This is a genomic window from Protofrankia sp. CiP1_Cm_nod2 (assembly GCF_920664355.1).
Lineage (GTDB): Bacteria > Actinomycetota > Actinomycetes > Frankiales > Frankiaceae > Protofrankia.
The window spans coordinates 1-11,420 of sequence record NZ_CAKKTL010000008.1 but is presented as its reverse complement, the minus strand read 5'-3'; the positions used below and the strand labels follow the sequence as shown (position 1 = coordinate 11,420).

Here is an 11,420-nt window from a genome sequence, read left to right as displayed (position 1 = left end):
CCGGACCACGCCGTCGAAGTGGACCGAGGGGCTCCGGAAGTTCCTGACCGCCGATGCCGTCGCGGCCTCGAACTCCATCGAGGGCTTCAGGGTATCCACGGTCGACGTCCAGGATCTGATGGACGGCGAGCGAGACGTCGAGGTCTCCGACGAGAACCGTGAGGAGACCCTCGCTTATCAGCGGATGATGACGTACATCCAGACGCTCCACGATGCCGCGGACTTCAGCTACAGCAAGAGCCTGCTCAACGCTCTGCACTGGATGTTGCAGGGCCACCGTCACACCGCGCGCAGGCCGGCCGGGCAGTGGCGCCGCGGCCCCGTCCACGTCACCGACGCCCGCGACCCCGGCATCGCGGCCTACACGGCCCCGGACGCCGATGCCGTCCCCGCGCTGATGCGGGAACTCGTCGACTGGCTGGGCGCCGACAGCGGCACCCATCCGCTGGTGCGAGCGGCGATGGCGCATCTGCACCTGGTGTCCATCCATCCCTGGGCCGACGGGAACGGCCGGATGGCCCGTTCGCTGCAGACGCTCATGATCGCACGTGAGGGTGTCCTGGCCCCGGAGTTCTCGTCCATCGAGGCGTGGCTCGGCCGTCCCGGCAACACCTGGGAGTACTACCGCGAACTCGCCGACCGGGGCCCGACGTACCTTCCCGACCAGGACGTCTCCAGCTGGATACGCTTCAATCTGACCGCCTACCACCAGCAGGCCCAGAGCGTTCAGGGCCGGCTCGACCGCTCCGGGCGGGTAGGGGGCGCGCTCTTCGCATTCGCCGGGAGCACCGGTCTGGACGAGCGGGTGGTCACCGCCCTGCACGACGTGGCCGTGGCCGGCCGCGTCCGCCGCTCACGCTACGAGCATGCCGAGGGGCTGAGCCTGCAGCAGGCGCAACGCGACCTGCGCGACCTCACCGCCGCCGGAGTCCTGGAACCGGTCGGCCGGACCCGGGCCCGCTACTACACGGCAGGCCCCCGCTTCCCTCAGCCGGCACTCGATGTCGCCCGCACACCCATGACCCTGAGGAATCCCTACACCAGCTGATAAGCAAGCCGCCGCTCGTCGGACGTAAGCTTTACTTATGGCGACAGAAGTAAAGCGGCGGCCCGGTGTCACCAGGGTCTCCCGCAAGCACCAGGTCACACTGCCTGTCGACGTGCTTCGGGCCGCGGGCCTTGGTCCCGGCGACGAGCTTCGGGTGACTGCCGACGGGCGCGGCAGGCTGGTCCTCACCGCTGTTCGGGATCCCCTCGAGGAGCTGATCGGTTCCGCCCCGGGGCTGTCCGCCGTGACCGATCTTGAGATGCTGCGGAACGAATGGGAGCGGTAGTCCTCGACACGAGCGTGATCCTCGCGTTGTTCGACCCGCAGGACGCCCTGCACGCCTGTTCAGCCCAGGCGGCCCGCCGTCGGCGTGACGCCGGTGATGTTTTCCTGCTGCCGGCAACCGTGCTGGCCGAGCTGCTCGTGGGCGCCGCGCGCAGGAGCGAGGAGGAGGTCGCCACGCGCCGGCGGCTTACCACCGCCGCGTTCGGGCCGCCGTATCCCGTGGACGAGGCTGTCGCGGTCGCCGCCGCCCTCCGGCGGGCGCGGCACCAGTCCTTACGACTACCGGACGCGCTCGTGCTCGCTACCGCTGACGTCGTCGACGCTGACACCATCCTGACCGGTGACAGGCGCTGGAAGGGCCTCGACAGCCGGGTCGAGGTCGTCCAGTAGGCGCGGGGATGACGCCAGGGGCGCGGGTCGGTCGCTGGCATCCTCCACGGTCAGAAGTCCTCGTCGAAGGTGACGGTTCCGGTCAAGGAAGACCCAGTTCGTCCCGGACGCCAGCCCGTTGAGCAGGCCCCGGGATCTCAGGAAGTACACATAGGCGAAGGCGCGGGCCCGCTCGACGTGTACTCGCTGCGCCAGCCGCTCGGCGTCGTCGCCGGGATCACCCTGTCCAGCTTCCCCGCCATGATCCCGCTGTGGAAGGCGGCACCCGAAACCTGTTCCGAAACCTGTTCCGGGCCCGGGCCGCCGTGGCCCGGGTTATCGTGACGACCGGTCAGGTCTGGCTGTTGAGATAGCCGATGCCCATCGCGCCCCACCATCCGGCCTGGGACAGCAGGTTACTGATCACCGATCGGGCCAGGAGCATCCGGGACGCAACGGTGGCGGACCGTTCCAGACGGTGCTGGACCGCCTGGATATGCAGGCCGTTGAGCGCGATGAGGAGCACCAGCCCGATCTTCACCCGTGTTATCGGCGTGGACAGGTCGGGATGCAGCAGGACACCGCTGAGCACGAGCCCCGCCAGCCCGGCCCAGATCAGCAGATGCAGGCCGTCCGCCACCCGGATGATGTCCGGGAAGCTGCGCCGGCCGGACAGCCACAACAGCGCGAAGAAGTCGATGGCGAGGACCGCGCCGAACCCTGCCACGAGTGAGGCGAGATGGACGAACAGGGCGGCGGTGTGCAGGACCGGGTCGGCGGTGACGTGGGTGGCGGTCCAGACGGCCGCCGCCCACCCGATGATGAGGATCATCCCGGCCGCGAGGAAACGGGCCCACCGTGGCAGAACTCCGCCGTTGGGTGGGGAGGCCTGGGTGATGATCAGAGCCGGGACGGGTCGCGTGTCCGCGGCCAGGGAAATGAGCTGATCGGGAGCTGTCCCTCCACCATCGGTCATGATCAGTGCTTGAGCGTGACGTCGGTGAAGGTGGCAGTCGCGCCGCTGGCCAACGCTGGCGTATGACCTTCCTCACCGTGCTGGAAGAAGGTCGGTATCCCGACTGTCGCGCGCAGCGTGTAGCTGCCGTCCCGCGGGATTGTGAAGTTGTCCGTGTGGTGGAAGCACTCGGCGTAGCAGAAGTTGAGCGTCTTCTCGTCCACGGCCGTGCCCTTGTCGTCGACGACCGCGAGTGTGACCGGTGCGTTCGGCACGATCCGGCCGGTGGCCGCCTCGATGGGGATGATCTCGATGTGGTGTGTCTCGCCGGCGGCGGGCCTGCGGAGCACCTGTTGCCCGTCGTTGCCCTCATACCAGCTTTCGGTGGCCTCGACCACGCCCTCCGGCGCCGCGGTGGAGGCGGTCGAGGTGCTGGCCGGGTGTCCCGGGGATGTCGTCGTGGCGCCGGTCGTCGAGTCGTCGGAGCAGGCGGTGAGGCCGAGCGGCAGGGAGACGGGCAGCGCGAGAAGGGCTGTTCGCCGGGACACGCATCCTCCTTCAGGAAGGCTTAACTATTAAGTTAGGATAACCTAAATGAATCACGTTTCGTCAACTAAATAACTCTTTCCACCTATGGAAACACTCTCCGTGATAACTATGGGCTGATGGGAGGCCTCGGCTTCCCGGCGCACCGTCGACAAGGATGATCCGACAAGGATGATCCGAATCATGCCCGGGTGCTCATGGGCCTTGCGTGAGGCGGCGGACAGGCGTGGGAGAAGAAGGTGGGCCGGTCAGTCATGCCGGAAACCGGCGCCGGTGCGGTCGAGCGGGTCGGGCGGGAGCCCGAGGGAGGTGGCGCGCAGGTGCTCCCAGGCGGCCAGCCGACTGAAGTCGGGGACGGCGCGTATCTGCTGGCTGTCGGTGAGGAAGGGGCCGGGGAGCAGCACGGTCATCTGAAAATCTGACCGCCGCCGACGATATCGACCCTGCGCCCGCGGTCCGCCGGGAATCCTGACGGTACAGATTCTGGTAGTACAAGCTCCGGCAGCACACATGACGGCACGTGCGGGCACCACGTACACCGACCGCCTCTCCAGCACCTCGTGGAATGGGTCTTTCCGGTGCCGTGGCCGGTCTCCTGGCTGACGGGTCCGCGCCTCCGGCCGGCCTTCCCAGGCGTGTGACGCCCAGTGACCTCCGCTGCGCCGCGGACGAGGCCGAAGACTTCCCGATCACAGTGGCGAGGGCCGCGCCGGTACTCCACCGGCTTCCCGAACACCACGGCCGGATCAGGCTACCCATCCGGGCCGGACACCTACAAGGATTGACATCTGAGCAGATGGCCAACTATGCGGCAGGGCCGCGCAGGGGGCTGCTCCACGGGGGCTGCCCCACGCAGGGGTGAGGCGTGGGCGGCGGCCGTCGATGGGAGTATGCGATCCATGCACCGCATCGCGCCGGCCCGGCCGGCTAAGGTGATCGACGGCGACCGGGCCTGCGATGCCGCAGGCGCGGTGGCGGACCGGGGCCGCATCCAGCACTGGGCGGCACGGTTCGCGATACTCGCGGACCCGGGGCGCCTCGCGATCATGATCGCGGTCCGTCATGCCGGCCCGATCTCCGTCTCCGGCCCGGCGGCCGGAGTGGGCATGAACGACACAGCGGTCTCGCAGGCGTTACGCATTCTCCGTTACCACGCCGTGGTCTCCCCGCACCGGGACGGACGTGTCATCTGCTACACCCTCAGTGACAACAGCATTGTCGACCTGCTGGACGGCGTCCATCCCGCCCCCGTTCTCGCGCACAACGGCACCGTGCACCCGGACAGCTCCGAGGAGAAACCGCATCCGCCGGCGCCGGCGACGGGCTGAGTGTCTGTCGCGGTGAGCCTGCCGAGGTGAGACGTCATTTTTTCGGGGGTCTGCTCATCGTCCGCCGGTGACGTATTGTCGTCCACGCCGCGGACCCGCTGATCTGGAAGACGGGTATCGGCAGCAGGACGGCCGACACCGCGCTGCCGGACAGCGGCACCGTGCGCGCGCACCAGAACCGCGCGAAGGCCGCGTCGCGGTACAGCGACGCGGCCTGGCGGTGGTGCGTTTTTCGCGGCCCTGGCCGCCTCCTCGGCCTCCCCGGGTTCCGCGGCCTCACCGGTACCGGTGGCGACAGGCGCCCGGCGGTACCGACGAGGTGGCCCCTGCGGTGGCCCGCGGCCCGGGACGCTGCCGGCCGGCAGCGATGGTCACCAGCCGGCCGGCCACGACCCGGGTCAGCCCTGGCGGGACTGCCGGGCCGCGGTGTGGCGGGCCGCGACGTCGGCCCAGTTGACGATGTTCCACAGGGCGGTGACGTAGTCGGCCTTGACGTTCTTGTACTGCAGGTAGAAGGCGTGCTCCCAGGCGTCGAAGACCAGCAGCGGGGTGCTGCCGACGCCGACGTTGCCCTGGTGGTCGTAGACCTGCTCGATCAGGAGCCGGTCGGCGACGGGCTCGTAGGACAGCACACCCCAGCCGGAGCCCTGGATCGTGCTGGTGGCGGCGGTGAGCTGGGCCTTGAACGCATCGAACGAGCCGAAGTCGTTGGCCACGGCGTCGGCGAGGGCGCCGTCGGGCTTGTCACCGCCGTCGGGGGAGAGGTTCTGCCAGTAGAGCGAGTGCAGGACGTGGCCGGAGACGTTGAACGCGAGCGTCTTCTCCAGGCCGACGATGGCGGCGAAGTCGCCCTTGTCGCGGGCCTCGGCGAGCTTGTCGAGGGTGGTGTTGGCGCCGGCGACGTAGGCGGCGTGGTGTTTGTCGTGATGCAGCTGAAGGATCTCGCCGCTGATCGACGGCTCGAGGGCGGCGTAGTCGTAGGGCAGGTCGGGCAGTGCGTAGGTCGCCACTGGCGTGGAGTCCTCTCATCACGGTGAGAAATGGGACAGGTACAGGACGGAACACGGCGGATCCGTTCCTGGCTCTTGGGGCGTGGCCTCTTGGGGCGTGGCACCGGATGGGCTCGGCCGGCCGCGACGCGCGTGCGCCAGGCCGCCGGTCAGGGCGGCGGTCAGGGCGGCGGCTCGGTGACGTAGGCCCGTTGGATCGCGGCGAGCACGTCGCGCGGCCCACTGTCCGGGCCGGCGCGTTCGGCCAGGTGGTCGAGGGTGATGCCGCACAGCGTGGACAGGCCGAGGACGAGTTCGGCCACGGCCGCCGCGGGGTCCGCGCGCTCGGCGCCGTCGGCCATGACCCGCTGGACGCTGGCCCAGAAGAAGCCGGGGTCGTCGGCCGAGTCGGTGTAGGCGGTCATGACCTCGATCGCCACCGGCAGGCATCCCCCGGGGCCGCTCCCGATGTCACGCATCGCTACTCCTTGTCGTCAGCGCCGTCTACAACGATGCCTGTCGCGGCGTCCACCGGCGTCGTCACGAACGCCATCGTGAAGTACTTGTAATAATGCTGTAACTGTAGGCCGTCCACAGTCGAAAAATGTAACTATATGTTTATCTATAATTACTATTAGTGGTAATTTGTTATACGCGATGAGGTCCGGCCTGCTCGCCGAGTGTGTCTCCTTCTCGCGGCCGTGCCGGCGCTCCCATGGCCGCCTCTCGCTACGCTCCGCTTCTTCCCGCTCCGCTTCGTTCGGCTTCGCTTCGTTCGGTTTCGTTCCCGCGCGTCGCGCCGGTGGCGAGCGGCCGGGCGAGGGCGACAGTTTGCAATCTATTACTTCCTGCAAGTGTCTTGCAGGAAGTGGCGGAGATGGTTAGCGTCCGCAGGCGCACCCACCCCGTCGGCGCTGCCGGGGCCGTCCATCCGGGAAGGATTCCGTCATGGCCGCTCAGGTCGACACCCCGCGCGCGGCGCGGCTCACCCGCATCCGCCAGGCACTCGGCCCGCGGGAGTGGGCGAGCGTGGCCGGCATGGCCGGCGTCATCATCGGGCTGCACGTGACCGGCTGGTTCGCCCTGATCGCGATCATCGCTCCGCGGCACTACCACTTCGGCGCCGACGGCCAGGTGTTCGGCATCGGCCTCGGGGTCACCGCCTACACCCTGGGGCTGCGCCACGCCTTCGACGCCGACCACATCGCCGCGATCGACAACACCACCCGCAAGCTGATGACCGACGGCCAGCGGCCGCTGTCGGTCGGGTTCTTCTTCTCCCTCGGCCACTCCACGATCGTCTTCGCGCTGGCGTTCCTGTTCGGCATCGGGATACGTTCGCTGGCCGGGCAGGTCGAGGACGACGGCTCCACCCTGCACGCCGTCACCGGCTGGATCGGCACCACCGTCTCCGGCGGCTTCCTCTACCTCATCGCCGCGATCAACCTCGGCGTGCTGCTGGGGATCCTGGGGGTGTTCCGGGACATGCGGCACGGGCGCTACGACGAGGCCGCCCTCGAGGAGCAGCTGAACTCCCGCGGCCTGATGAACCGGCTGCTCGGCCGCGTCACCAGGGCGATCACCAGGCCGTGGCAGATGTACCCGCTGGGTGTCCTGTTCGGTCTCGGCTTCGACACCGCCACCGAGGTCGCGCTGTTGTTCCTGGCCGCCGGGGCGGCCGGGGCCGGGCTGCCCTGGTACGCCATCCTCGTGCTGCCGGTCCTGTTCGCCGCGGGCATGAGCCTGCTGGACACCATCGACGGGTCGTTCATGAACTTCGCCTACGGCTGGGCGTTCTCCAGGCCCGTCCGCAAGGTCTACTACAACATCATGATCACCGGGCTGTCGGTCGCGGTCGCCTTCCTCATCGGCACCGTGGAACTGCTCGGCATCCTCGCCGAGAAGGCAAGCCTCACCGGCGGTTTCTGGGACTGGGTCAGCGGCCTGGACCTCAACATCCTCGGCTACTTCGTCGTCGCCCTGTTCGCCCTGACCTGGGCGGCCGCGCTGCTGGTGTGGAAGTACGGGCGCATCGAGGAGAAGTGGTCCCCCAGCAGCCGCGAGCACACCCGACAGGCCGAGCCCGCGAGCTGACCTCGGCCGCGCGCCCGGCGCGGCCGCCGTTCCGGCAGTGGTCGATCATGTCCGCATCCGCGCACACGCCCGCCGGCGGGTGGACGGGGCGGGCGGACGGTGCGGGCGGGTCATCCCACAGCCGGACGGAGTTCATCCCAGAGGGTGATGCGGGCCACGTTCCCCCGGAATATCGTCCTCAGCTGTGTAAGGAATGATTTCGGCGAACGAGGATCTGTTCCATACGGGGCGAACGTGCGGGATACCGCGGGCGGACGGCGTGGAGGGCCTGGTGGTCGAGGCGTTTGTGGTCGTCGGTGTGACGCGACGGGCCCGGCTGGCGGACCCCTGTTCGTTCCGGCGGCCGGCCGGCGCGTACCGGCCCCGCCCGGAACGCGCCGGCCGGACACTGCCGGGCGCCGTGGTGGGCTGTTGTCGTCCGGCCCCGCGGGTGGGCTGAACATTTCCCGGGAAGGCCCGTCTCCCCGAGCGGGCCGGTATCTCCCGAGAAGGTCGATATTTCGAAGTTCCGAGTTTTTGTTCCGGCTCGTGAAGGCTCGCGCAAGGACAAGGAGAAGTCGTGGCGCACTACAATTTCGGGATCAAATGGCTGAAAGCGTTCCGGGAGAGCGCTGAGGCGGTCTGCAAGCTCTACGACGACGAGAACTTCGTCTTCGAGGACGTGATGCTCGACCAGCACAACATCAACAACAAGCCGGATCTGCATCGCCTTTTCGCCCCGTACGCGAACAAGGACCCGGAGAACGGCATTGGCATCCACAACTTCCGGATTCGCTCCTACATCGGCAACGAGCGGGTGGGCCTGCTCCGCTGGGAGTGGAGCCCCGAGCACGCCGCGGTCTTCCTCGGCCTGGACGTCGCGAACAAGCCGTTCGGCACCCAGGGCCACACCTTCCACATCTACAACGAGAAGGGCCTGATCGTCCGCGAGTCCTCCTGGTGGGACGCGTCCGCGGTGCTGCGCGCGGTCGGGCCCGTCAGCCCCACCAAGAGCCTGACCGGCACCAAGCCCACCACGGTGAAGGTCTCCACCGGCGCCCCCTTCACCCGGGCGGCCAGCGGCCTGGAGCACGCCCAGCGGTGGGCCGCCGCCCTCGGCGGGGACACGGCCGCCCTGGCCGACCTGTACGCCGACTACTTCACCCTCGAGTGGACCAAGGTCGACGACCACCTCGACGACACCGTCACCGACCGCGAGACCCTTGTGGAGCGGCTCGGCGGGATCGCCAGCGGGGAGAACGGCACCTACACCTTCACTCCCACCGCGTGGTTCGGCGGGCCCGGCGACAGCTACGGCCTCATCCACTGGAACGTCCGGATCGAGGGGGCCACGACCTACCGTGGCCTGCCCACCAGCGGCAAGACGCTGGAGACCCTCGGCTCGACGTTCCACCAGTTCGACTCCGAGGGAAAGATCATCCTTGAGTCGACCTACTGGGAGGACAACCGCGTCTTCGAGGCGCTCGGGGTGCCGGTCATCCGCCCGCACTACTGGGACGAGAACTTCGATCCGGCCAGCCTGCTGCCCGGATAGCACAGGGCCCGGGCACACACCCGGTCGCTGACGGCGACGGGATGCGAGCGGGACCTGCGGCGGCGGTGCCAGGCGAGGATTCGAGATCCGGTGACAGAGCCGGTCCGGGTACCTCCGCCACGGCCCGCCGCCTGTTCGCGTGCGCGCACCGTTCGCGGGCGGCGCGCCCGGGCGTCCCGCCCGGCGCCCTGTCCGGGCCCTGGCGGGCGGCGCCCGGGACGCCCTGTTCGCGCTCTCTTTGTACGTCAGGTATCTATTTGTACGTCGGGTGTGTCGGCTGCTCGGTCCAGATGGTCTTGCCCAGGCGGCTGTAGCGGCTGCCCCACCGCCGGGTCATCTGGGCCACCAGGAACAGGCCGCGGCCCCCCTCGTCGGTGCTGCGGGCATAGCACAGCCGTGGCTGGGTGAAGCTGGCGTCCGAGACCTCGCAGACGAGCAGGTCGTCGCGGATCAGCCGGACCCTGATCGGGCCCTGCGCGTACCGGATGGCGTTGGTGATCAGCTCGCTGATGACCAGTTCCGTGCTGAAGGACAGGGTGTCCAGGTCCCAGTCGGCCAGCTGCCGGGTCGTGAGGCCACGGACCTCGGAGACCACGGACGGGTCGGCGGGGAACTCCCACTCGACGACGGCCTCGGCCGTCACGGTGCGGGTGCGGGCGAGCAGGACGACGATGTCGTCCGCGGGCGGGGCCGAGGAGGTGTCGCCAAGGAGGGCCTGGCCGATGTCGTCCAGAGACCGGTCGCTCTCGCAGAGTGACTCCAGGTGTCCGTGGAGCCACTCCATCCCCTGGGTGACGTCGCGGTCGTACCGGTTGAGCAGGCCGTCGGTGTACAGGGCGAGGACGCTGCCGGGCGCCAGCGTGATCTCGGTGACCTCGAAGGGCATCCCGCCCACGCCGAGCGGCGGCCCGGGGGTGACGTCGACGAAGTCGACCTTGCCCTCCGGCGTCACCACGGCCGGCGGCGGATGCCCGGCGCTGGCGATCGCGCAGCGGCCGGAGACCGGGTCGTACACCGCGTAGACGCAGGTCGCGCCCACCGTGTCCCGCCGGGACGGGTCGGCCTCACTGGCGAGCCGCTGCACGAGGTCGTCGAGGTGGGCGAGCAGTTCGCCGGGCTCGAGGTCGAGATCGGCCAGGGTCTGCACGGCGGTACGCAGCCGTCCCATGGTGGCGCTCGCGGGCAGGCCGTGCCCGATGACGTCACCGACGACGAAGGCCACCCGCAGCGAGGACAGCGGGATGACGTCGTACCAGTCACCGCCCACCTGGCGCCCGCGGTCGGCCGGGACGTACCTGCCGGCGGTCTCGGCCGCGGTGGTGTCGGTCCTCGCCTGGGGCAGCAGGGCCCGCTGCAGCGCGATGGCCGCCCGGCGCTCGCGGGTGTACCGGCGGGCGTTGTCGATGCTCAGCTCGGCGCGGGAGACGATCTCCCGTAGCAGCTTGCGGTCGTCCCGGTTGAAGACCGGGGCCGAGCCGGTCCGCCACACGCTGACGATCCCGAACAGCAGGCCGCGGACGTACAGGGGCGCGCTCATCCCCGAATGCGCGTCCAGCGGGATCATCGCGTCCGTGAAATCGCTCGCGTAGGGGACGACCTCCGCCCGGGTGGTGGCCATCAGAACCCTGCCGCGCTGCAGGCTGTGGATTTCGAACCCGTCCGGGAACGGCGGGATCGGCATGTCCGTCCGGATGAATCCGGGATGCCAGGAACCGTGGTGGCGGACCGCGGCGACGCGCCGCAGGCGCAACTGTCCACCGCCGAATGTTTGCGGCGGCTCGTCTCCGGCCCGCACGGCTTCACTGAGATCGACCGTGGCCACGTCGGCGAGGGCCGGGACGAGGACCTCGGCCAGATCCTGGGCCGTGTGGTCGACGTCCAGTGAGCGGCCGATACGTTTGGCCGCCGCATAGAGCAGATACAGATCGTGCGGGTTCTGCTGCTGTCCGGTCATATCAGATCCATGGCACATTCCAACGACGTCGCATGAAACACGATCCCGATACCAGGCCTCCGTATCGTGCTGAAGGAGCACACGCCCGGCTCATGGGGCGACGTCGCAGAATACCATCCGATACGGTTTCCCGGCCGATTCACCGGTAGCTCCCGCCGGACGCCCCGCGGATATTCCTGCCTGGCGGGACGGAGCGGCCACGCGGCCGGCGGGCGCGGCGCGCAACGCGGCCGGGGGCACCTCCTGCGTGCACCTCCTGTGTGCGTCCGGTACATGGCTGCGCTGTCCTCCGCTGGCCGTCCCCGGTCGGCCCGGGCC

The 11,420-nt window shown here is 69.2% G+C and carries 12 protein-coding genes and 1 riboswitch; of the genes, 6 read left to right on the top strand and 6 right to left on the bottom strand.

Annotated elements, in window-relative coordinates; translation table 11 throughout:
- The 3 genes from NBW84_RS01705 to NBW84_RS01695 all read left to right on the top strand — a co-directional run.
- Positions 1–1,048 (top strand): Fic family protein (locus NBW84_RS01705; RefSeq protein WP_250281045.1); only part of this gene is annotated, 1,048 nt, incomplete at its 5' end.
- Between the two features lie 37 nt (positions 1,049–1,085).
- Positions 1,086–1,334, top strand: coding sequence for an AbrB/MazE/SpoVT family DNA-binding domain-containing protein (locus tag NBW84_RS01700; protein WP_250281042.1), 249 nt, complete (start codon positions 1,086–1,088; stop codon positions 1,332–1,334).
- On the top strand, positions 1,322–1,723 hold the full coding sequence (locus NBW84_RS01695; protein WP_250281040.1) for a type II toxin-antitoxin system VapC family toxin: 402 nt from the start codon (positions 1,322–1,324) through the stop codon (positions 1,721–1,723). Before NBW84_RS01700 ends, NBW84_RS01695 begins: the two co-directional genes overlap by 13 nt.
- A gap of 331 nt (positions 1,724–2,054) precedes the next feature.
- On the opposite strand, the gene NBW84_RS01690 is transcribed toward NBW84_RS01695, so the two are convergent.
- The 3 genes from NBW84_RS01690 to NBW84_RS01680 all read right to left on the bottom strand — a co-directional run bounded on the left by NBW84_RS01690 (position 2,055) and on the right by NBW84_RS01680 (position 3,613).
- Positions 2,055–2,678, bottom strand: coding sequence for a hypothetical protein (locus tag NBW84_RS01690; protein ID WP_250281039.1), 624 nt, complete (start codon positions 2,676–2,678; stop codon positions 2,055–2,057).
- 2 nt (positions 2,679–2,680) lie between these two features.
- Positions 2,681–3,205, bottom strand: a complete 525-nt coding sequence (locus NBW84_RS01685; RefSeq protein WP_250281037.1) for a hypothetical protein — start codon at positions 3,203–3,205, stop codon at positions 2,681–2,683.
- A gap of 246 nt (positions 3,206–3,451) precedes the next feature.
- A complete protein-coding gene (locus NBW84_RS01680; RefSeq protein WP_250281034.1) occupies positions 3,452–3,613 on the bottom strand; it encodes a DUF7676 family protein in 162 nt (53 codons plus the stop codon).
- A 158-nt stretch (positions 3,614–3,771) separates the two neighbouring features.
- A riboswitch (cobalamin riboswitch) is annotated at positions 3,772–3,958 on the bottom strand.
- A gap of 144 nt (positions 3,959–4,102) precedes the next feature.
- Here NBW84_RS01680 and NBW84_RS01675 point away from each other — a divergent pair.
- Positions 4,103–4,531: an ArsR/SmtB family transcription factor gene (locus NBW84_RS01675; protein WP_250281032.1), complete on the top strand. Its 429-nt coding sequence runs from the start codon at positions 4,103–4,105 to the stop codon at positions 4,529–4,531.
- Positions 4,532–4,929: 398 nt separating this feature from the next.
- On the opposite strand, the gene NBW84_RS01670 is transcribed toward NBW84_RS01675, so the two are convergent.
- Together NBW84_RS01670 and NBW84_RS01665 are read right to left on the bottom strand one after the other, a co-directional pair.
- Positions 4,930–5,541, bottom strand: a complete 612-nt coding sequence (locus NBW84_RS01670; RefSeq protein ID WP_250281030.1) for a superoxide dismutase — start codon at positions 5,539–5,541, stop codon at positions 4,930–4,932.
- Between the two features lie 161 nt (positions 5,542–5,702).
- Positions 5,703–5,999, bottom strand: coding sequence for a hypothetical protein (locus tag NBW84_RS01665; protein WP_250281028.1), 297 nt, complete (start codon positions 5,997–5,999; stop codon positions 5,703–5,705).
- A 469-nt stretch (positions 6,000–6,468) separates the two neighbouring features.
- Here NBW84_RS01665 and NBW84_RS01660 point away from each other — a divergent pair, with 469 nt between their 5' ends.
- Complete coding sequence (locus tag NBW84_RS01660; protein ID WP_250281026.1) at positions 6,469–7,614, top strand: HoxN/HupN/NixA family nickel/cobalt transporter; 1,146 nt, start codon at positions 6,469–6,471, stop codon at positions 7,612–7,614.
- Positions 7,615–8,173: 559 nt separating this feature from the next.
- The gene (locus NBW84_RS01655; RefSeq protein ID WP_250281025.1) at positions 8,174–9,148 is read left to right on the top strand and encodes a hypothetical protein; all 975 of its coding nucleotides are present in this window, start codon (positions 8,174–8,176) and stop codon (positions 9,146–9,148) included.
- Between the two features lie 253 nt (positions 9,149–9,401).
- On the opposite strand, the gene NBW84_RS01650 is transcribed toward NBW84_RS01655, so the two are convergent.
- A complete protein-coding gene (locus NBW84_RS01650) occupies positions 9,402–11,102 on the bottom strand; it encodes a SpoIIE family protein phosphatase (RefSeq protein ID WP_250281022.1) in 1,701 nt (566 codons plus the stop codon).
- Positions 11,103–11,420 lie beyond the last annotated feature (318 nt).

What these genes read in the sequence shown, in the direction of transcription:
- NBW84_RS01700 (WP_250281042.1), top strand. Translation starts at nt 1,086, where the DNA reads ATGGCGACAGAAGTAAAGCGGCGGCCCGGTGTCACCAGGGTCTCCCGC.
- NBW84_RS01695 (WP_250281040.1), top strand. Translation starts at nt 1,322, where the DNA reads ATGGGAGCGGTAGTCCTCGACACGAGCGTGATCCTCGCGTTGTTCGAC.
- NBW84_RS01690 (WP_250281039.1), bottom strand. Translation starts at nt 2,678, where the DNA reads ATGACCGATGGTGGAGGGACAGCTCCCGATCAGCTCATTTCCCTGGCC.
- NBW84_RS01680 (WP_250281034.1), bottom strand. Translation starts at nt 3,613, where the DNA reads ATGACCGTGCTGCTCCCCGGCCCCTTCCTCACCGACAGCCAGCAGATA.
- NBW84_RS01675 (WP_250281032.1), top strand. Translation starts at nt 4,103, where the DNA reads ATGCACCGCATCGCGCCGGCCCGGCCGGCTAAGGTGATCGACGGCGAC.
- NBW84_RS01665 (WP_250281028.1), bottom strand. Translation starts at nt 5,999, where the DNA reads ATGCGTGACATCGGGAGCGGCCCCGGGGGATGCCTGCCGGTGGCGATC.
- NBW84_RS01660 (WP_250281026.1), top strand. Translation starts at nt 6,469, where the DNA reads ATGGCCGCTCAGGTCGACACCCCGCGCGCGGCGCGGCTCACCCGCATC.
- NBW84_RS01650 (WP_250281022.1), bottom strand. Translation starts at nt 11,102, where the DNA reads ATGACCGGACAGCAGCAGAACCCGCACGATCTGTATCTGCTCTATGCG.